23 protein-coding genes are annotated in these 17738 nt (G+C 60.1%); 9 read left to right on the forward strand and 14 right to left on the reverse strand.

Annotated features, from left to right (window positions below; genetic code table 11):
* Positions 1 to 60: 60 nt before the first annotated feature.
* Genes AB4X18_RS10260 through AB4X18_RS10270 form a run of 3 tightly spaced genes read right to left on the reverse strand, consistent with a single transcriptional unit; the run spans position 61 to position 2295 of the window.
* Complete coding sequence (locus AB4X18_RS10260) at positions 61 to 513, reverse strand: YaiI/YqxD family protein (RefSeq protein WP_370399993.1); 453 nt, start codon at positions 511 to 513, stop codon at positions 61 to 63.
* A complete protein-coding gene (gene fghA / locus AB4X18_RS10265) occupies positions 510 to 1343 on the reverse strand; it encodes an S-formylglutathione hydrolase (protein ID WP_370399994.1) in 834 nt (277 codons plus the stop codon). Before fghA ends, AB4X18_RS10260 begins: the two co-directional genes overlap by 4 nt.
* 25 nt (positions 1344 to 1368) lie before the next feature.
* The gene (locus AB4X18_RS10270; RefSeq protein ID WP_370399995.1) at positions 1369 to 2295 is read right to left on the reverse strand and encodes an AEC family transporter; all 927 of its coding nucleotides are present in this window, start codon (positions 2293 to 2295) and stop codon (positions 1369 to 1371) included.
* A 77-nt stretch (positions 2296 to 2372) separates the two neighbouring features.
* Between AB4X18_RS10270 and AB4X18_RS10275 the strand changes: the two genes are divergently transcribed.
* A complete protein-coding gene (locus AB4X18_RS10275; RefSeq protein ID WP_370399996.1) occupies positions 2373 to 3110 on the forward strand; it encodes a hypothetical protein in 738 nt (245 codons plus the stop codon).
* A gap of 88 nt (positions 3111 to 3198) precedes the next feature.
* The gene (locus AB4X18_RS10280; RefSeq protein WP_370399997.1) at positions 3199 to 3816 is read left to right on the forward strand and encodes a TetR/AcrR family transcriptional regulator; all 618 of its coding nucleotides are present in this window, start codon (positions 3199 to 3201) and stop codon (positions 3814 to 3816) included.
* A gap of 5 nt (positions 3817 to 3821) precedes the next feature.
* Here the strand turns inward: AB4X18_RS10280 and paaK are convergent, their stop codons facing one another.
* The gene (gene paaK, locus AB4X18_RS10285; protein WP_370399998.1) at positions 3822 to 5132 is read right to left on the reverse strand and encodes a phenylacetate--CoA ligase PaaK; all 1311 of its coding nucleotides are present in this window, start codon (positions 5130 to 5132) and stop codon (positions 3822 to 3824) included.
* A complete protein-coding gene (gene paaI, locus AB4X18_RS10290) occupies positions 5129 to 5572 on the reverse strand; it encodes a hydroxyphenylacetyl-CoA thioesterase PaaI (RefSeq protein WP_370399999.1) in 444 nt (147 codons plus the stop codon). Before paaI ends, paaK begins: the two co-directional genes overlap by 4 nt.
* 124 nt (positions 5573 to 5696) lie before the next feature.
* On the opposite strand from paaI, the gene AB4X18_RS10295 reads away from it, so the two are divergent.
* A complete protein-coding gene (locus AB4X18_RS10295; RefSeq protein WP_370400000.1) occupies positions 5697 to 6044 on the forward strand; it encodes a DUF2794 domain-containing protein in 348 nt (115 codons plus the stop codon).
* Between the two features lie 137 nt (positions 6045 to 6181).
* Here the strand turns inward: AB4X18_RS10295 and AB4X18_RS10300 are convergent, their stop codons facing one another.
* The 3 genes from AB4X18_RS10300 to AB4X18_RS10310 all read right to left on the reverse strand — a co-directional run bounded on the left by AB4X18_RS10300 (position 6182) and on the right by AB4X18_RS10310 (position 8775).
* Positions 6182 to 6955, reverse strand: coding sequence for a C40 family peptidase (locus tag AB4X18_RS10300; protein ID WP_370400001.1), 774 nt, complete (start codon positions 6953 to 6955; stop codon positions 6182 to 6184).
* The gene (locus tag AB4X18_RS10305; protein ID WP_432817368.1) at positions 6952 to 8334 is read right to left on the reverse strand and encodes a leucyl aminopeptidase family protein; all 1383 of its coding nucleotides are present in this window, start codon (positions 8332 to 8334) and stop codon (positions 6952 to 6954) included. The genes AB4X18_RS10300 and AB4X18_RS10305 overlap by 4 nt, the downstream gene beginning before the upstream one ends.
* A gap of 63 nt (positions 8335 to 8397) precedes the next feature.
* Positions 8398 to 8775 carry a hypothetical protein gene (locus AB4X18_RS10310; protein ID WP_370400002.1) on the reverse strand — a complete coding sequence of 126 codons (378 nt, stop codon included), beginning with the start codon at positions 8773 to 8775 and terminating at the stop codon, positions 8398 to 8400.
* A gap of 150 nt (positions 8776 to 8925) precedes the next feature.
* Here AB4X18_RS10310 and AB4X18_RS10315 point away from each other — a divergent pair, with 150 nt between their 5' ends.
* From AB4X18_RS10315 to AB4X18_RS10330, 4 genes are read left to right on the forward strand one after another with little or no spacing between them, the layout of a single operon-like run.
* Positions 8926 to 9576 carry a carbonic anhydrase gene (locus AB4X18_RS10315; RefSeq protein ID WP_370400003.1) on the forward strand — a complete coding sequence of 217 codons (651 nt, stop codon included), beginning with the start codon at positions 8926 to 8928 and terminating at the stop codon, positions 9574 to 9576.
* 35 nt (positions 9577 to 9611) lie between these two features.
* Positions 9612 to 10592 (forward strand): sodium-dependent bicarbonate transport family permease, encoded by a 981-nt coding sequence (locus AB4X18_RS10320; protein ID WP_370400004.1) that lies wholly within the window; start codon positions 9612 to 9614, stop codon positions 10590 to 10592.
* 4 nt (positions 10593 to 10596) lie between these two features.
* The gene (locus tag AB4X18_RS10325; protein ID WP_370400005.1) at positions 10597 to 10908 is read left to right on the forward strand and encodes a P-II family nitrogen regulator; all 312 of its coding nucleotides are present in this window, start codon (positions 10597 to 10599) and stop codon (positions 10906 to 10908) included.
* A 35-nt stretch (positions 10909 to 10943) separates the two neighbouring features.
* Positions 10944 to 11708 (forward strand): hypothetical protein, encoded by a 765-nt coding sequence (locus AB4X18_RS10330; protein ID WP_370400006.1) that lies wholly within the window; start codon positions 10944 to 10946, stop codon positions 11706 to 11708.
* A 50-nt stretch (positions 11709 to 11758) separates the two neighbouring features.
* Here AB4X18_RS10330 and AB4X18_RS10335 read toward each other — a convergent pair whose 3' ends face one another.
* From AB4X18_RS10335 to AB4X18_RS10360, 6 genes are all read right to left on the reverse strand, one after another.
* Positions 11759 to 12781 carry an aspartate-semialdehyde dehydrogenase gene (locus AB4X18_RS10335; RefSeq protein ID WP_370400007.1) on the reverse strand — a complete coding sequence of 341 codons (1023 nt, stop codon included), beginning with the start codon at positions 12779 to 12781 and terminating at the stop codon, positions 11759 to 11761.
* A gap of 81 nt (positions 12782 to 12862) precedes the next feature.
* Positions 12863 to 14044, reverse strand: a complete 1182-nt coding sequence (locus AB4X18_RS10340) for an MFS transporter (protein ID WP_370400008.1) — start codon at positions 14042 to 14044, stop codon at positions 12863 to 12865.
* 5 nt (positions 14045 to 14049) lie between these two features.
* The gene (locus AB4X18_RS10345; RefSeq protein ID WP_370400009.1) at positions 14050 to 14817 is read right to left on the reverse strand and encodes an HpcH/HpaI aldolase family protein; all 768 of its coding nucleotides are present in this window, start codon (positions 14815 to 14817) and stop codon (positions 14050 to 14052) included.
* Positions 14771 to 15250: a hypothetical protein gene (locus AB4X18_RS10350; protein WP_370400010.1), complete on the reverse strand. Its 480-nt coding sequence runs from the start codon at positions 15248 to 15250 to the stop codon at positions 14771 to 14773. Before AB4X18_RS10350 ends, AB4X18_RS10345 begins: the two co-directional genes overlap by 47 nt.
* A gap of 56 nt (positions 15251 to 15306) precedes the next feature.
* On the reverse strand, positions 15307 to 15981 hold the full coding sequence (locus AB4X18_RS10355; protein WP_370402610.1) for a hypothetical protein: 675 nt from the start codon (positions 15979 to 15981) through the stop codon (positions 15307 to 15309).
* A gap of 1 nt (position 15982) precedes the next feature.
* A complete protein-coding gene (locus AB4X18_RS10360) occupies positions 15983 to 16273 on the reverse strand; it encodes a hypothetical protein (RefSeq protein WP_370400011.1) in 291 nt (96 codons plus the stop codon).
* 122 nt (positions 16274 to 16395) lie between these two features.
* Here AB4X18_RS10360 and AB4X18_RS10365 point away from each other — a divergent pair, with 122 nt between their 5' ends.
* Both AB4X18_RS10365 and AB4X18_RS10370 read left to right on the forward strand, forming a co-directional pair.
* Positions 16396 to 16941: a hypothetical protein gene (locus tag AB4X18_RS10365; RefSeq protein ID WP_370400012.1), complete on the forward strand. Its 546-nt coding sequence runs from the start codon at positions 16396 to 16398 to the stop codon at positions 16939 to 16941.
* A 117-nt stretch (positions 16942 to 17058) separates the two neighbouring features.
* The gene (locus AB4X18_RS10370) at positions 17059 to 17664 is read left to right on the forward strand and encodes a ribonuclease HII (protein WP_370400013.1); all 606 of its coding nucleotides are present in this window, start codon (positions 17059 to 17061) and stop codon (positions 17662 to 17664) included.
* The last annotated feature ends 74 nt before the right edge of the window (positions 17665 to 17738 follow it).

Consider the following 17738-nt stretch of genomic DNA (forward strand, 5'->3'; position numbering starts at 1 on the left):
CCTTTCAACAAAGATCGCAAAGTTTGTAACTTTCCGTCCGTCTTCTTTGAAAGAAAACGATCAGGGACGCTGGGCTGCGCGCAATTCACGCTCCAGCGCGTCGAGAAAACGGGAGCGGTCAGCTTTTGTAAAGCCTTTGCCGCCCCCCTGTCGAAAGGGATCAGCGGCCCGCAGGTCGGTCATCAAATCACGGGTGGCCAGTACGTTGCCGATGTTGGCAGCGGTCAGTGCTTCGCCGTTGTGTTTGAGGACCCGCGCACCGGCTTCCAAGCATTTGGCGGCAAGCGGGATATCCCCTGTCACCACAACGTCTCCCGGCCCGGCGCGCTCCGCGATCCACATGTCGGCCACATCCGGGCCATCTGGCACGATCACCGTTTCCACCAGCGGGTTCTGGGAAGGGCGCAGGCCCCCGTTGGATACCACGAACATGTGCAGCTTGTGGCGGGTGGCAACCCGCTCGGCTTCGGCTTTAACCGGACAGGCATCCGCATCGATATAAAGCGCTGTCATTTTGAATAAAGCGCGTCGGCATGAAAGGCCACATGGTCTTCCATGAAGGTGGAGACGAAGAAATAGCTGTGGTCATATCCGGGCTGCATGCGGAACGTCGCCTCCTGCCGCTTGGTCGCGATGGCGGTGGCAAGCGCTTCGGGCTTGAGCAGGTCAAGAAACTGGTCATCCGCCCCCTGATCGATCAGCACCGGACCATCAAAGCCCTTGTCGGCCATCAACAGGCTGGCATCATGGCGCGTCCAGGCGGCTTCGTCCTTGCCCAGATAGGCAGCAAGCTGTTTGCGACCCCAGTCGCTCGCGGTGGGGTTTGTGATCGGCGCAAAGGCGGAGACAGAGGCGAAGCGGCCCGGCAGGTTCATCGCTAGTGCCAACGCGCCGTGTCCGCCCATGGAATGCCCCGTGATGCCCTGACGCTCCATATCGATGGCAAAGTTCCTGTCGATCAGCTTGGGCAGCTCCTCGGCCACGTAGTCCCACATCTGGAAATGTGGCGCCCAGGGTTCCTCCGTCGCGTTGACATAAAAGCCCGCGCCCTTGCCCAGATCATAGGCTTCATCATCCGCAACATCGTCACCGCGTGGGGAGGTGTCGGGAAACACCAACGCGATGCCATGTTCCGCCGCCCAGGCTTGCGCGCCTGCCTTGGTCATGGCGTTTTCATGCGTGCAGGTCAGGCCGGAAAGGTACCACAGGACCGGAACGTCACCATCACGTGCTTCTTCGGGCAGGAACAAACCAAATGTCATGTCGCAACCACAGGCCGCGGACGTATGGGAGTAGACGCCCTGTATGCCGCCGAAACAGGCGTTTTCAGAGATGGTTTGCATGTTGAATCCTTTCATGTTGCTTTTGCTACCCCGCCAGCACCCATGCGACAATCAGGCTGACCGTGACGATACTGACGGCGGTTGAGATGAGGATGGCGGCGGACACCCGGTGCGGTGCCACGCCGTAGTGTTGTGCAAGCATGTAGACGTTTCCCGCAACCGGCAGCGCCGCGGCGGAAATCGCAACGCCCGCCTTGTAGGGATCGACCTTGAACACAAGCATCGCGATACCAACCAACAGGGGATGCAAGGCCAGTTTGCAGAAGCTGAGCCATCCCGCGATATGGATTTTCTCGGCCGATTTGGTGGCCAGTGACGCACCGATTGCGAAAAGCGCGCCGGGTGTGGCGGCACCACCCAGGATGGCAAGGAATTCGTTCATGGGCACGGGGATCGGAATGGCAAACCCGGACCAGACGAACCCCAATACGATGGCCACGATCATCGGGTTCTTCAGCAGGCCCAGACCGATGCTGCCGAACAGGGCCCGGCTCATCCGGCCATCCCGCGATCCGGTGATCAGAATGACAATCAGGCTGGAAAACACGATCAGATCGACGGCCAGCACAAGCATCACGGGTCCGATGGCTTCCGGCCCCAGCAGCAGGGTCAACATCGGCACGCCCAGGAACCCCACATTGCCGATGGCAGCGGTCTGCGCTTCAATCGCGGTCGTGGAAACATCGAGCCCGCGCAAAAAACCGACAAGGGTGGCGATACCGTACACAAAGGCCGTGCCCCACAGATAAGCGATGACCAGTCGGGTGTCCCAGACTTCGCTCAGGGACAGGTTGGCAGCGAACCGGAAGAGCATCGCGGAGAGGGCAAAGTAAAACACGAACTTCGTCAGATAGGCTGTCGCCTCCGCCGTGAAAAACCGTGTGCGGCCCGCCCAATAGCCCAGCCCGATCAGGGCAAAGAAAGGGAGAGTCTTGAGAAAAATGGCGAGCATGGCCGTAGGGGTAGAGAGCAATGGGGCCGGGTGCAAGGCGCTGGTTTGTTTGCGGTCCGGCGGCTACCAAGGGCGTCATGTTGGAAACCGTCCTGATGAATTTGCGCAGCACCCGGAATGTGGGGGATCTGGCATGCTCTCCTGCGGCCTATTTCGACTTTGGTCAGGCACAGACATTGGATATCCAGCAAGAGGCACCAGCATGTAAACGGGTCATATTCGGGGGTGGCCAGATTTACCGCCAGGTCGTTGATGCAGCGATCTACCGGACAGCGCAGGCGCAAACACGCGTCGTCTGGGGTGTCGGAATTTCAGCGCGGAATGCGGCTGATCTGACTTATGACATCCTCAAAGCGGCTTGCGGGCCCATTTCCTCGCGCAATTGGAACGTGCCAGGATGTGTCTACGTGCCGTGTGCTTCGGCCATGTCGCCGCTTTTTGACGATGTTGCCGAACCGCGGCACGAGGTGGTGATTTTCGCCCACGCCCGCAAGTCGGAAGGGATGATGCAGCCCGCAGGTATCCCATGCCGCACCAACCATGGCGGTACACTGGCTGAAACCCTCGATTTCCTGGCCAGTGGCGCGATTGTCGTTACAAATTCGTACCACGGCACCTACTGGGCCATGTGTCTGGGCCGCAAGGTGCTTTGCCTGCCGTTCAGCGACAAGTTCCGGCAATTTCGCGATAACCCGGTCTTCTCCGATCCCGCAGACTGGTTCGCTGATTTGAACAGGGCCGAAGCCCGCCCGGACCTTCTGGAGGACGCGCGCGCGCGAAATCGTGCATTTTATGACGTAGTACTTGACCTGTGAGCGCGACGGCACCCTTAGAATGTGCAATAGTTGACTGTGTACGCTTTAAACTGCGGCGTGTCTTCGTTGCGTTGACCAAAGGACTGATATGAACGCCCCTTCTCCGAAAATTCGCAAAGGCCGCAAGTTTGATCAGGTCCTCGAAGGCGCACGGGCCGTGTTCATGGCGGATGGTTTTGAAGGGGCCAGCGTAGACGAAATCGCGCGGGTGGCAGCCGTATCAAAGGCTACGCTGTACAGCTATTTCCCCGACAAGCGGCTGTTGTTCATGGAAGTTGCAAACGCCGAATGCAGCCGTCAGTCGCAAGAAGCACTCGACAACATCGAGATGGGTGCGCCGCCACGTGCGGTACTGGGGCAGGCGGGTCGACAGTTCCTGCGCTTCATCACCTCCACCTTCGGCCAGCAGATCTTTCGGATCTGTGTCGCGGAATCGGACAGGTTTCCGGAGTTGGGTCAGCGCTTCTACAATTCCGGCCCTGCCGTCATGCGGGCCGAAATGGCCGCATATTTCGAAGAGGCCGACGCGCGCGGTGAATTGCGCATCGATGACTACGTTCTTGCGGCTGACCAGTTCGGAGAGCTTTGCAAGGCGGACGTCTGGGCGCGGCTGATCTTCGGGGTCAGCAAAAGCGTCAGCGCCGAAGAAATCGACCGCGTTGTGGATGGCGCGGTAGAGACGTTCATGGCGCGCTACGGCGCTTGAATCCGTCAGCCCTTGGGGCGGTTGTCGACGATGCGCACCGCTTTGCCTTCCGATCGCGGCACGCCGCCCACATCTGCCACGTCAACCCGCACGCTGATACCCACCGTCTGCTTGATTTTCGCTGATAGCGCCCGGCCTGCCGTATCGCGGTCGGCCTGACCAACAGAAGCGTCCACGCATTCGCAGATCACCCGCATCTGGTCCATGCGGTCAGGGCGGTTCAGTTCGATCTGGAAATGCGGGGCTAGGCCCGCAATCGCCATAAGGGCTTCTTCGATCTGGGTGGGAAAGATATTGACGCCGCGCAGGATGATCATGTCATCGCTGCGCCCGGTGACCTTCTCCATGCGCCGCATGCTGCGCGCCGTACCGGGCAACAGGCGGGTCAGGTCGCGGGTGCGGTAGCGGATAATGGGAAAGGCTTCCTTGCTGAGCGAGGTAAAGACAAGCTCTCCCTGTTCTCCTTCGGCAACGGGTTGCCCGGTGTCGGGGTTCACGATCTCCGGGTAGAAATGGTCTTCCCAGATATGCAAACCGTCCTTGGTTTCCACACATTCCATGGACACACCGGGCCCCATGATTTCGCTCAGCCCGTAGATATCGACGGCATGCATGTCAAAGGCCTGTTCGATCTCCTGCCGCATGGCATTGGTCCAGGGTTCGGCGCCAAAGATGCCGACCTCAAGCGAGGTTTTCCGCGGGTCGCGCCCCTGAACGGCGAATTCATCAAGGATGGAAAGCGCGTAAGAAGGCGTAACTGTGATGCCCTTCGGCTCGAAATCCGTAATCAGGCGAACCTGCCGGGGCGTCATTCCGCCGGAAACGGGGTATGTCGCAAGGCCCAGCCTGTCCGCCCCGAGGTGAATGCCCAGACCGCCCGTGAACAGGCCATACCCATACGCGTTGTGCAGCATATCCCCCGGTCGGAGGCCCGCCGCCCGCAGGGAGCGGGCCACAACGGTGGCCCAGACATCGAGATCGTTCTGGGTGTACCCCACGACTGTCGGCTGGCCCGTGGTGCCGGACGAAGCGTGCAACCGGGCCAGCTTGTTGCGCGGCACGGCGAACATCTTGAAGGGGTAATTGTCGCGCAAATCGGTCTTCACCGTGAAGGGAAAGCGCGCGAGGTCGTCCAGCGATGTCAGATCATCGGGATGCACGCCCGCCGCGTCAAAGCTTTGCTTGTAGAACGGCACGTTGTCATAGGCGTGTCGCAATGACCATTTCAACCGCTCCACCTGCAAGGCGGTTATTTCATCCCGACTGGCGATTTCGATGGGGTCCAGCGTGCTGCGGTCTGGGGTGAGATCTTTCATCGGGCAGCGCCTTCTTTTTCTTCGAAGTGGTAGCCTTTGACAGTGCGGGACAGGCCGCGGAACAGTGCCACCGTGCGCCCGTCTTCACCTGTCACGGTCACGTCATAGATGCCGGAACGGCCTGTCAGCGACGTTTCAACGGCATGGGCACGCAGAACCTCGCCCTGTCGGCCGGGCGACAGGTAAGTGATCTGGTTTTGTTGCGCCACGGTCAGCCGATTATGGCTGTTGCAGGCAAAGGCAAAAGCACTGTCGGCAAGGGAAAAGATCAATCCGCCGTGACAGATGCCGTGGCTGTTGAGCATGTCATCGCGCACGGGCATTTCCATAGTAGCGGTGCCAGGGCCGACATGAACGATCTTCATGCCCAGTCCTGGGCTGGCAGCATCGTTGGCCAGCATGGTCTGGGCACATTTTTCGGCACGTTCCTGCGGCGTCATCAGCGTCTTTCGTGTTTCACATTCTGGGCAGACTACACCGAAATGTAACGCTTTCAACGGTTTTGATCGTCATTGGAGGGGACAAAAGCTTGATTTGGCCGCCAAATGGCGCAACTGATAGATCATGAACATGCCTTTGCCGCCCAAGGTCACCCCGTTTGAGCGCCCACCCGAACAGGTTGCCTTTCACCGGACCGAATTGTCGCCGATCCTGTCGCTTTATGGACGTATGGTTGCTGCAGGGGAATGGCGCGATTACGGCATCTCATGCCTGCGTGAGGTCGCGGTCTTTTCCGTTTTCCGGCGCACCGCCGAAATCCCGCTGTACCGGATCGAGAAGCGCCCGAAACTGCGTAACAAGCAAGGCATGTACGCCGTGATTGGGGCAGATGGTCAGGTACTGCGGCGCGGGCATGACCTGAAGGCAGTGCTGCGGGTGCTGGAACGCAAACTCATTCGGTCGGTGGATTAGAACGCAGTCCGCAGGACGCGCGGCATGTGGTGCGCAGGGGTATTTATAGCCAAAAAGAGGGGCAACCGAGGCGCAGTGATTTTCGCGTCAGCGTGTGCTGAGGCCGAGGGACCCGCCAGTGGCAAAAGGCGGGTGATCTAGAGCCTGCGGTGGGCTGTGATGGGACCGTCGCCCTGAGACAGGATGCGGGTTTTGGCGGTCTCGATAGGTTCGTAATTGGTGGACATGGTTGCCGCATTGGCGTGGATGATGGTTTCAGCGTCCGAAACGATGGCCACGTGGCCTTTCCAGAAAATCAGATCGTTGCGCTTGAAGGGCCCGGTCGCAGGGGTGCCGAGGGATTGCTGCATGTCGCTGTCGCCGGGGCAGGGGATGCCACAGGCAAGCAGGGCGGCCTGGACCAGCCCGGAACAGTCGATGCCCCAGCGGCTGTTGCCGCCCCAAAGATACGGTGTTCCAAGAAAGACCGCGGCGATGCTTGCAGGGTCGGTCGCGGTTTGATCCATGGGGCCCAGATGGGGGAGAGGGACGTACCCGAGGGCCGTTTCCGCAAAATGGTCCGTTCTGGACGTCACTTCGAGAGAACTACCGAAGGTCAGGGCAATCCGGTCCGGCGATTTGAGGTCCGGCGCTTCGTAAGCGTGGGACGCTGCGGCGGTCACTCGATGCGTTAATGTGGTCAACGGGCCAAGGGCGTCTGTGTGCAGGTGGCCGACGTACCCGTCCTTCAGGCTTTGGACGTAAGACCAGCCGACAGATTGATGCAGCACCGTAACGCCATCGCCATGGATCAGTTGCCGGTCACGTGGACCGCCGGGACCGCGGCAGAGATCAGCCAGTGCAACCTTGATCTGCGCGGGGTCTTGCTGCGTGCAGAGCGCGGGATCAGGTGTCAGGCGCGGGTCGCTCATGTCTTCAATATACGGTCCAGCGCACCATAGAGCGCGCGGGTGCCCTGACCCACGCCCCCCTTTGCACGGGCGGGCGCATCGCTGGGCTGCCAGCCGTAGATGTCAAAGTGCGCGTATGCGCCGTTTCCCGCAAAGCGGCGCAAGAACAATGCGGCTGTGATTGACCCCGCAAAACCGCCCTTCGGCGCATTGTCCAGATCCGCGATGCCGGGTTCGATCATCGCTTCGTAAGGGTCATGGAAAGGCAGGCGCCAGACGGGGTCTGCTTCTTCCACCGCCGCGACTTCGAGTGCCGCACAGAAAGCAGGATCATCACTGTAATAGGGCGCGAGGTCTGGGCCAACAGCGACACGGGCGGCACCCGTCAGTGTGGCCATTGAGATGATCTGATCGGGCTTCTCTTCAGCGGCAAGCGTCAGCGCATCGGCCAGCACAAGACGCCCTTCGGCGTCGGTGTTGTTGATCTCGACCGTCAGTCCCTTGCGAGAAGGCAAGATGTCGCCAGGGCGGAACGCGTTGCCTGCGACTGAATTTTCGACAGCAGGGATCAACACGCGGAGTTGCACCTTGCGACCCGTCGCCATGATCATATGGGCAAGGCCCAGAACAGCCGCAGCACCCCCCATATCCTTCTTCATCAATCCCATCGATGCGCCGGGTTTCAGGTTCAGTCCGCCCGTGTCAAAACAGACCCCCTTACCCACCAAGGTCAGCGTGGGACCCGTATCACCCCAGCGCATGTCGATAAGGCGCGGGGCGCGGTCGGCCGCACGGCCCACGGTTTGGATCAATGGAAAGTTCTGTTCCAACAAGGCGTCACCGATGATCACCTCGATATTGGCACCATGGGTTTCGGCAAGGTCGCGGGCAGCTTGTTCCAGATCATCCGGTCCCATGTCGAAGGCCGGGGTATTGATCAGATCACGGGTCAGCGCCTCGCCCGTCGCAAGCGCGATAATGCGGTCCGTGTTCAGCGCCTCGGTGGCCTGAAGCTGCGCCAGCATTGGAGATTGGGTCTTGTACCTGTCGAACCGATAGGAGGCGAGGAGCCACCCAAGCGCCTCGGTTTGCTGTGTTTCATGATCCAGCCCGGATGCGATGGCATAGGTGCCTTCCGGCAAGCGCGCAGCCGCCGCAGCAAGGGTAAAGCGCGTCCGGCGGCGGGCATCGGACGTGCCGTATCCCGCCAACGCCAAAAGTGGCTTGCCGCTTTTGTCCGGCAGACACAGGGCCTGACCTACAGCGCCAGTGAACCCCATCCTGTCGACCCATGCACGGGTTGCATCATCCTGCGTGGCGAACCAGCTTTCAAGCGCGGTTTCTTCCAGGACATGCAGGGGAATCGCGGTTTCATCGGAAGGGGCAAAGGCAAGGGGCATGAAGGGCTTTCCAGGAGTTGGGTCCTGTCCGACCCTAGCCTAAAGCGCGCGCCTCGCAAGCGATCAGATCGGAATATCCTGCAGTTCCCAAACCGCGGTGAGAGAACGTTCGCCAGTGCGGATGAGGCGCGACAGCGTGGCCGCCAGCGCAATTTCGTCTTGACGATCGATGCAGATGGTCACGTCACAGGCCACCTTCGCAAGGGTGAACATGCCGACCTGTTCGGCAATGGCGATCAGGGACCGGGTGTTCTTGCGCAGCCCGGTCCAGTCGCTGGTATGATAAAGCGTATTTGAGCGTGCAAGCCGCTGCGCAAGTTCCTCCATCGCGCGGCACACGACGTCTTCTGCACCGGATGGCCCCAGTTCGGAGTAGAGCGCCCCCAGCCTGTCCTGATCCAGAACAACCTGCTCAAACGGCTTCATTTGCAAAACCTGCATTTCGTCTCACCCTTGCTTCAGCCCCCACGGCTTTGGTGCAATATCAGGCATGGACATGTGCAAATGGTTGAGGCCCCCTCGTATTTTCTCTCGAATTCGCTGCACATTTCCGATAACGCAGGGCGGAATTCAAAGCAGGGGTCCCACGATATGGACAACGCAAAGCCGCTGCCGGCGTATCTGGTGCAGCGATATCACGGCTGGAAGGCCACGCATTACGCCGAGAACGAGGGCTGGTACCGTCGGCTGGCCTCCGATGGGCAGCATCCGCGGGTCATGGTCATTTCATGTTGTGACAGCCGGGTGAATGTTCTGGGTATCTTTGGTGCGGATCAGGGTGAGTTCTTTATCCACCGCAACATTGCAAACCTGGTGCCGGTCTATCAGCCGGACGGGGACCATCACGGTACCTCTGCCGCGGTGGAATATGCTGTGCGCGTGTTGAAGGTGTCGGATCTGATGGTGCTGGGCCATTCCAATTGCGGCGGCATTCAGGGATGTATCGACATGTGCGAGGGCCGTGCGCCCGATCTTGAAGCACGCGACAGCTTCGTGGGGCGCTGGATGGGTATCCTGCGCCCGCAATATGAAGAAGTTGCGGACATTGCAGATGCGCCGGAACAGGCGCAGCAGCTTGAAAAGCTCGCGGTGGTGGTATCGCTGCGCAACCTGATGACATTTCCCTGGATCAAGACCGCGGTCGAAGCAGGAGAGCTGTCGTTGCACGGGTTGTGGACGGACATTGGCGAAGGCGGGCTGGAATGTTTCTCCCCAAAGGATGGCCGCTTCACCCCGGTCTGAGTTGTTCAGTACCCTGAATTGAAAGACGCGCTTCCATGGATCAAATCCTGTCGCTTGCCGCCACAAACCTGCTTTCGCCGATTATCCTGTCCTTTGCACTTGGCGTTCTTGCGGCTCTCGCACGTTCAGACCTGAGTTTCCCCGAGGCAGTGGCCAAGGGCATGTCGATCTATCTGCTGTTTGCCATCGGTTTCAAAGGTGGGGTCAGCGTGGCGGATCATGGGATCGATGCGCGACTGGCGTTATCACTGGTGGCAGGGATTGCACTGTCTTTTGCACTGCCGCTGATCGCTTTCGCGCTGTTGCGGTTCATGACCGGGCTCAGTCGGCTGGATGCGGCGGCGGTAGCCGCACATTATGGTTCGATCTCCATCGTGACATTTGTCGCGGCAACCTCCGTACTGGAAGGCAGCGGCATCACCTCCGAAGGGTACATGGTAGCGGTCGCGGCCGCGATGGAAGCGCCCGCGATCCTGTCCGCGCTGTGGTTGATTTCGCGGGGGCAGGCCGATGGCCGCCGCATGGACCCTGAATTGATGCGCGAGATCATGCTGAACGGTTCCATCGTGTTGCTCGTGGGGTCTTTCGTGATCGGCGGGATCACGGGTGCCGATGGACTGGCCCGAATCGAAAGCTTCATCGTCTCGCCATTTCAGGGGGTCTTGTGCCTGTTCCTGCTGGATATGGGGTTGGTTGCCGGGCGCGGGTTGCGCGAAGGCGGCGCGGTTCTGCGCCCTGGTCCCCTGGTCTTCGGGATGATCATGCCGCTGGTGGGCAGTACAATCGGATTGCTGACAGGGCTTTTGCTGGGGCTCAGTACCGGGGGCGTGGCGCTGATGATGGTGCTGTCGGCGTCTGCTTCCTATATCGCCGTGCCTGCCGCCATGCGCGTGGCGCTGCCCGAAGCGAACCCGTCGATCTATCTGACGCTGTCGCTGGGTGTGACGTTCCCATTCAATCTGACGCTGGGCATACCGCTTTATGTGGCGGTGGCCAGCTTTGCCACAGGAGGATAACGCGATGCAGACGCACAAGGCCAAGCGCGTGGAGATCACCATTGAGGCGATCATGCAGTCGCGGCTGACGGATGCGCTGACAAAGGCGGGCGTCACCGGGTACACGATCCTGCCGGTTTTTGGCGGATCAGGGCGGTCGGGCCAATGGACCCGGTCCGGACAGGTCAGCAGGGCAAGCGGGATGGTGCAAGTGGTCTGCATGATCCGGCCAGAGCGTTTGGACGGGCTGCTGGACGCCGCGTTCGAGGTGGTCGAACGCCATATCGGCGTTGTGTCGGTGGTGGATTGCGAAGTCCTGCGGGCTGAGCGGTTTTAACGGCTGCTTAACCGATTCTCTTTCAGTGTCGGCGCATGACATTGGAAACAGTTACTTTGAAATTGTCGCAAGAGTTGTTGAGCAATGCCGCGCGGGTGGCTTCAGTGCAGGACGTGACCGTCGGCCATTTGGTGCGGGTGCTTCTGGCGAAGGAAGTTGAACGCAGGCTCAGTCCGTCAGCATCCAACACGGCGGATGGGGGCCTTATCGCCGCGCTTCAGACGCTTCTTGTCCGTGATATGACAGAAGCTGAGAATTGGGACGATCTCGCGGTGCGTCTGGGTCGGCATGGGTATGAACTGCGTCCCGCAGGCGGTGGCATTGCACTGCATAAGACATCCTGCGGTACACGGGTCTGCAAAGGCTCCGACCTTGGATTTGCCTACCGCACTTTTGTGCGCCGGTTCGAGGGCGCGATGCCCGGCCATCCCCATGGCACCTTGGGAGAGGCGTTTGTGGATCAGCCGACAGCCGCCAGACCGCTGACTTCGACGGAAAAGGGCCGACTGCAAAGGGCGTTGGAACCGGTGTTCAAACTGGCGGAGGATTGGGATGTGCTGACCGCCCGGATGCAGCGGCGCGGGTATGTGTTCCGCCCGCACGGGACCGGATTGGCAATCTATACCATTGGTGGTGCGTTCGTGTGCAACACCGCGACCGTTGGCTATCGCTACCGGGCGCTGGTGAAGCGGTTCGGCGCGCCAATGCCGGGGCATCCGCACGGGCAGTCATGGGTGGCCGCTCATGTACAGGGGGATCTGTTGGAAGACGACGTTGAAGTCATTGACCATGAGAGATGAAAAAAGGGAGCCCGGCGGCCCCCTCTCCCAGATGTCTTCGGATGTGATCCTCACCCTTTCTTGAGAACCTCACGGCCCAAAAGCTCCGCAATCTGCACCGCGTTCAACGCAGCCCCCTTGCGCAGGTTATCCGACACGCACCACAGGTTCAGGCCGTTATCGATCGTGCTGTCCTGCCGAATGCGGCTGATGAAGGTTGCAAAGTCGCCCACACATTCCACCGGGGTGACGTACCCGCCGTCCTCGCGCTTGTCGATCACCATGACACCGGGTGCTTCGCGCAGGATGTCGCGGGCCTCGCCTTCATCAAGGTGATCTTCGAACTCGATGTTGACCGCCTCGGAGTGGCCGACAAAAACCGGTACGCGCACGCAGGTGGCCGTGACCTTGATCTTCGGATCGACGATCTTCTTCGTCTCCGCGACCATCTTCCATTCTTCCTTGGTCGATCCGTCTTCCATGAAGACATCGATGTGCGGGATCACGTTGAACGCGATCTGCTTGGTGAACTTCTTGGGTGGCTTGTCGTCGGTGGGGTTGTAGATCGACTTGGTCTGATCCCAAAGCTCATCCGCGCCTTCCTTGCCGGCACCGGACACGGATTGATAGGTGCTGACCACCACACGCTTGATCGTCGCGCGGTCATGCAAGGGCTTCAGCGCCACAACCATCTGTGCGGTCGAACAATTCGGGTTGGCGATGATGTTTTTCTTGGCATAATCGTGGATCGCCTGCGGGTTCACCTCCGGCACGATCAGCGGGATATCCGGGTCATAGCGATACAGCGACGAATTATCGATCACCACGCAGCCGGCTTTCGCGGCACCCGGCGCATATTTCTTCGTCGCCTCGGAGCCCACGGCAAAAAGCGCCATGTCCCAGCCCGTGAAATCAAACGTATCGAGGTCCTTGCATTTCAGCGTCCTGTCGCCAAAGCTGACTTCCGTCCCCATCGAACGGCGGCTGGCAAGTGCCACGACCTCATCCGTGGGAAACTGGCGTTCCGCCAGAATGTTCAGCATTTCGCGGCCCACATTGCCAGTGGCGCCTACGACGGCGACGCGATACCCCATTTGATTTCTCCAATATGATAGCAGGGTTGGTGCGCGCCCTTTAGCGCGTGCAGTGGCCGAGGGAAAGGGGGATCGACCGGATCAACCTGATGGGCTGTCACGGCTGAACAGATAGAAGGCAAGACCCACCGCAAGGCTGGCCACCAGCAGGGTGAAAACCGCAACGTAGGCTTCTGTTGGGGCAGCACCGTCCGCGAGTGCGGCACGGTAGACCCGGCCCGATGCCATCTGCAGGATGCCGACCCCGCCGATGGAGAAAAGGTTCAGCATCGTCACCCCCCGCCCAATCAGCGCAGGCGGCAGAAAGCTGCGCCCATGGGCCATCAGAACCGCATAATTCGCACCGAAAAAGCCAGTGCCCGCCATCATCGCAGCCGAAAGGAGCAGCGAATTCTCCGGGGCGGTGATCAGCACCCCTCCAAAGATCAGGATCAACACGCTGCCCCCGATAATCATCCACTTGCGGGAACTGATCAGTCGGTCGGCCTGCGCATAGGCCAGCGCGCCCACGATCATCGCAATCCCCATCACAAGGCTTGCCGTGCCAATCTGGCTGGTGGTCGCGTTGAAGGTATCCGACAGATACGGGCCGATCCAAAGGCCCCGCACCGCAATAGATATGGCATAGCTGACGCCGATCAGCGGATAAATCAGCCAAAGCGCGCGCACCCTGAACAGCGCAAGGAGCGAGCCGCTTTCCTCCCCTTCCACAGGATCAGGATCACGGACGCGGGACAAAATGCCGAAGGCCACCAGCGCGCTCACGCCCGCCAGCACCCAAAGGGCGGCCCGCCAGCCAATCAACTCCGCAGCAAGCGCCATGGGGTATGCCGCGACAAGGTTGCCGGAACTGCCAATGGCCAGCATCAGGCTGGCCAGCACCGCGAAGCGCGCAGGCGGGTATTCGCGCCCGAAGATATAGAAAGACGCCATCAGAACGGGTGAACATCCCACCCCGATAAGCGTCATGGCCACATCAATGTGCCAGGCCGCGGTCGCCAGTGCGAAAACCGCAGCACCGCCGCCGCCACCCGCCAGCAGCAGCCACCCGGCCGTCCTGCGCGGCCCGAATGTATCAAGCCCCCAGCCCACCGGGATCTGCATCGCGGCAAAAGCGAGGAACCACAGACCAGATGCACCCGCCAGATCGTCAGGCGTGGCACCGATGTCTGTTTCCAGCACCGATGTCAGAACCGCAAGGAAGGCGCGAAAGAATTGGCTGAGGACATAAGCTGTGCCCAGCAGGAATATACCAAGGTTCATTCAGGTCAGGACTTCCACTTTGATGCCAACGCCGTCGCTGCCTGTGAAAGGATCAGGACATCTGCACCAACGGCCACGAATTGCGCGCCTGCGGCGATGGCGTCCTTCGTCATCGGATCATGCGTCGACAGGATACCCGGGGCCTTGCCAGCCGCGCGGATGCGGGTCAAGGCGTCCATGATGACAGATTGCACATCCGGATGCAGGGCATCACCCATATGCCCCATGTCAGCGGCCAGATCGGCGGGGCCGATGAAGACGCCATGCACGCCCTCGACAGACAGAATGTCATCCAGTGCGGCAATTCCCGTGCGGTTCTCGACCTGAACCAGCAGGCAAATCTGCGCATCCGCCGTCTTGCCGTAGTCCTTGATCTGGGAAAAGCGCGCAGCACGGGTCAAGGCATAGGCCACCCCTCGCTCACCTGTTGGCGGATAGGTCACATCGCGCACCAACTGCTGTGCCTGATCCGCGCTTTCCACCATTGGAACCAGCACCGTTTGTGCGCCTGCGTCCAGAACCTGTTTGATCAGATAGGTCTCTCCGATGGGTACGCGGACGATCGGATGGCTATCGCTGGCCTCAAGCACTTGAAGTTGTGCAAGAATGGAACGCAGGTCGTTCGGCCCATGCTCGCCATCGATCACAACCCAATCAAACCCGGCCATCCCCATAAGCTCTGCCGAAAGCGTTTCGGCCAACCCGAGCCAGCAGCCAAAGACTGTCTCACCCTTGGCGAGGGCGGCCTTGAAGGGGTTCGTCGGGACGCGCATCGCTGGTTTCCTCCGCTGGATCGTCGGCGCACCCTAGACCCGGAGGTTCATCTTTGGCCAGAGTGGGGATGCGATCCGGATCATCCAGTGCCGCGCGGAGGCGTTGGGTAACCTTGTCGGACAAAGGTCGGTGCATCCGTCCTGTGGCGTTGATTGGTTTCACGGCCTGCGCTGAGCCGGCAAGCCCCGGGACGCGCAAGACGTTGTCGCGCACCATCTCTGCGAACAGCGCATTGGATTGCGCCGGATCAAGACCCAGATGCCGCACCAGCATCGCCGGGCTGCATTGGGCCTGTGCGCGGGCGATCAATTGGGCCCAGGCATAAGCACCGGGCGGGATTGCTGCCGTGGCAGGGGCTGCGGTGGCGGCAAGCGGAACGGCAGGCGCCGCTGCAAGCGCTGCCAGTGATGCGGTAAATTCACGTCTGTTCATGGGTGTCATGTAGGAAGTTTCGTCCGTAATTGCGAGTCGTTCGCAATAATTGGAGATCAGATCACCTTGATCACGTCCTTGTCGATCGAAAGCATATAGCCGCGCCGCGCGATGTTCTTGACCAGCAGTTCCGATACGATCTGGTTGCCCAGCGTATCGCGCAGCCGCTTGATGCGCGTGGCACCGGCAGCTTCCTCGCAATCGGCAGCGCTGCGGCCTGAAATCATGCCTTCGATCTCTGCACCTGACAGCACATCGTCATCCATCCGCGCCTCGGCCAGCACCGACATCGTCTCCATCGCCGCGTCCGTCAGTTTGAAACCAAGGTTGTTGAGGTAGACGGTGTTTTCCTCCCGACTGATCAGGAGGGAAGAAACCTGTATCCCCGCCCGCTCGATCTGCGCCACGCGGCGGTTGAAGCCGATCAGCATGATCAGGAACACCAACGCGGCGATCAGCATGGCGGTGGCAAAGACCAACAGCACCATGATCACCACACGGTAGCTGGCCAGCGTATCTGAAAACGCGGTGCCGGACTGGGCGAGGATTTCCAGCAACTTGATCTCGGCACCGCTGGTCAGGTCATCATTCTCAACGAAAATGCGGGTGACCTGTGCGTCGAACGTATTTGCATCTGGCAATGCCCAGAACAGCAGGACGGCACCCATCAGCAGCAGGACAACAATCGCGGCAATACCAACCCCGACAAACCGTCCGCCAAAGCGGCGCATGTCAGAAGCGGAGGTAGTTTGATCCGGCACTGTTCTTCCTTTGTGCAAGTCCCTCTTCCCCGAAGACGGACAGAACATTGAGCAGGGTCCAGCCCTGCGCTGACAAACGGCCTGCCAATTCGGACCGGGCCGCGTTGGCGTTGCAGGCGCCGCGAATTTCAGCGACTCCATAGTGCAGGCGCAGGGGGTTGTCCTGTTTCGCCTTGTAATCGGCATAACAACCCGCCGCGGAAGCAGGCACGGCGGCCGCCAGCAGCACGCCGGTAAGCAGGGAGAGAGCATCGTGTTTCATGCTGACATGTCTGCGCTTTCTGGCCGCGTTATTCAATATCTCAAGGGGGTTGGCACAGGTGCTATCGGATAACAGGGGGGTGTTATTGCCTGTCTTCCGGGGTTGGGGCGAGGATTGGGTCAGTGCCGGTTTTGGCCCTGGTGTGGGAATACCCCCGCGCTGCCCACATGAAAGGATTAACCATGTACAGGAAATTTATTGCCACCGTTTCCGCCGCCGCGATTGTCTTGACTGCAATGGGCGCCGCACCGGCTTACGCCGATGATCGCGACGCCGCCCGTGCATTGGCCGCCATTCTGGGGATCGCTGTCATTGGCGCGCTGATCCACGAAAACAACAAGGACAAGAAGCGCAAGGTGCATCGGCAGGCCCCCGTCTACAATCAACCTCTCTACAATCAGCCAACCTACAAGCCGCACCAAATCAAGCCACGCCCGCTGCCGCAGCGCGCAAACCGCAAATTGCTGCCGCAGCAATGTTTTCGCAGCGTGGACACGCGGCAGGGCACCTATCGCATGTTCGGCCAGCGTTGCCTGAACAAGCATTATCGGCATGTGAACAGCCTACCTCAGCGCTGCCATTACACATTCCGCACCTATGACGGCAAGCGCCGCGGATACGAAGCCCGCTGCCTGCGCGATGCCGGCTACCGTCTGGCCCGTGGATAACAACGGGTCCTGATCCGGGGGTCATGTCCCTGATCCCCGGGAACTGGGGGAGGATGTTCGGGCATCCTCCCCTTTTTGCTGTCTTGTGGTTGGCGGTGTCTTGGGGGAAGACAGGGCATGGTACCGGATCACAGCTTTGAAAACGCCGCCCGTCTTCGCGGGTTCTTGCGGATTGCAGGTGTAGACGAAGTGGGCAGGGGGCCTTTGGCCGGGCCGGTGACGGCGGCGGCGGTGGTGCTGGACCTCGCGCATGTCCCTGAAGGGCTGAACGATTCCAAAAAGCTGACAAAGCGGCGCCGGGACATTCTGTACCACCAGATCATGGAGGTGGCCGAGGTTTCGATTGCGCACGCCAGCGTCGAGGAAATCGACGATCTGAACATCCTGCGCGCCAGCCACCTTGCGATGATGCGCGCGCTGGCGGGGCTGGAAGTGCCTGCGGATTATGTGTTGGTTGATGGCAATATGCTGCCGCGCGATCTGAGCCTTCCGGCAGAGCCGGTGATCAAGGGCGATGGCCGCTCCGTCTCCATCGCAGCGGCGTCAATTATGGCAAAAGTTTGTCGAGATTATGTCATGTTGTCGCTTGCGCAACAGCACCCCGGCTACGGCTGGGAGACCAACATGGGATATGGATCAAAAAGCCACATAGAGGCGCTGCAAAAACGGGGCGTGACCCCACACCATAGACGTTCGTTCAAACCTGTCCACAACATGTTGTAGCAAGAGAAAATCGTAAACAGCTGATTCAAAAAAGAAATTGACCACGAATCAGCAAGGCGACATGCTGCCTCTCA

It is taken from the genome of Sulfitobacter rhodophyticola, assembly GCF_041281685.2.
GTDB lineage: Bacteria > Pseudomonadota > Alphaproteobacteria > Rhodobacterales > Rhodobacteraceae > Sulfitobacter.

What these genes read in the sequence shown, in the direction of transcription:
- AB4X18_RS10315 (WP_370400003.1), top strand. Translation starts at nt 8,926, where the DNA reads ATGGACAACGCAAAGCCGCTGCCGGCGTATCTGGTGCAGCGATATCAC.
- AB4X18_RS10305 (WP_432817368.1), bottom strand. Translation starts at nt 8,334, where the DNA reads ATGCCCCTTGCCTTTGCCCCTTCCGATGAAACCGCGATTCCCCTGCAT.
- AB4X18_RS10360 (WP_370400011.1), bottom strand. Translation starts at nt 16,273, where the DNA reads ATGAAACACGATGCTCTCTCCCTGCTTACCGGCGTGCTGCTGGCGGCC.
- AB4X18_RS10310 (WP_370400002.1), bottom strand. Translation starts at nt 8,775, where the DNA reads ATGCAGGTTTTGCAAATGAAGCCGTTTGAGCAGGTTGTTCTGGATCAG.
- fghA (WP_370399994.1), bottom strand. Translation starts at nt 1,343, where the DNA reads ATGCAAACCATCTCTGAAAACGCCTGTTTCGGCGGCATACAGGGCGTC.
- AB4X18_RS10275 (WP_370399996.1), top strand. Translation starts at nt 2,373, where the DNA reads ATGTTGGAAACCGTCCTGATGAATTTGCGCAGCACCCGGAATGTGGGG.
- AB4X18_RS10345 (WP_370400009.1), bottom strand. Translation starts at nt 14,817, where the DNA reads ATGCGCGTCCCGACGAACCCCTTCAAGGCCGCCCTCGCCAAGGGTGAG.
- AB4X18_RS10370 (WP_370400013.1), top strand. Translation starts at nt 17,059, where the DNA reads ATGGTACCGGATCACAGCTTTGAAAACGCCGCCCGTCTTCGCGGGTTC.
- AB4X18_RS10325 (WP_370400005.1), top strand. Translation starts at nt 10,597, where the DNA reads ATGCAGACGCACAAGGCCAAGCGCGTGGAGATCACCATTGAGGCGATC.
- paaK (WP_370399998.1), bottom strand. Translation starts at nt 5,132, where the DNA reads ATGAAAGATCTCACCCCAGACCGCAGCACGCTGGACCCCATCGAAATC.
- AB4X18_RS10335 (WP_370400007.1), bottom strand. Translation starts at nt 12,781, where the DNA reads ATGGGGTATCGCGTCGCCGTCGTAGGCGCCACTGGCAATGTGGGCCGC.
- AB4X18_RS10340 (WP_370400008.1), bottom strand. Translation starts at nt 14,044, where the DNA reads ATGAACCTTGGTATATTCCTGCTGGGCACAGCTTATGTCCTCAGCCAA.
- AB4X18_RS10260 (WP_370399993.1), bottom strand. Translation starts at nt 513, where the DNA reads ATGACAGCGCTTTATATCGATGCGGATGCCTGTCCGGTTAAAGCCGAA.
- AB4X18_RS10270 (WP_370399995.1), bottom strand. Translation starts at nt 2,295, where the DNA reads ATGCTCGCCATTTTTCTCAAGACTCTCCCTTTCTTTGCCCTGATCGGG.
- AB4X18_RS10295 (WP_370400000.1), top strand. Translation starts at nt 5,697, where the DNA reads ATGAACATGCCTTTGCCGCCCAAGGTCACCCCGTTTGAGCGCCCACCC.
- AB4X18_RS10350 (WP_370400010.1), bottom strand. Translation starts at nt 15,250, where the DNA reads ATGAACAGACGTGAATTTACCGCATCACTGGCAGCGCTTGCAGCGGCG.
- AB4X18_RS10280 (WP_370399997.1), top strand. Translation starts at nt 3,199, where the DNA reads ATGAACGCCCCTTCTCCGAAAATTCGCAAAGGCCGCAAGTTTGATCAG.
- AB4X18_RS10320 (WP_370400004.1), top strand. Translation starts at nt 9,612, where the DNA reads ATGGATCAAATCCTGTCGCTTGCCGCCACAAACCTGCTTTCGCCGATT.
- paaI (WP_370399999.1), bottom strand. Translation starts at nt 5,572, where the DNA reads ATGACGCCGCAGGAACGTGCCGAAAAATGTGCCCAGACCATGCTGGCC.
- AB4X18_RS10300 (WP_370400001.1), bottom strand. Translation starts at nt 6,955, where the DNA reads ATGAGCGACCCGCGCCTGACACCTGATCCCGCGCTCTGCACGCAGCAA.
- AB4X18_RS10355 (WP_370402610.1), bottom strand. Translation starts at nt 15,981, where the DNA reads ATGCGCCGCTTTGGCGGACGGTTTGTCGGGGTTGGTATTGCCGCGATT.
- AB4X18_RS10330 (WP_370400006.1), top strand. Translation starts at nt 10,944, where the DNA reads ATGACATTGGAAACAGTTACTTTGAAATTGTCGCAAGAGTTGTTGAGC.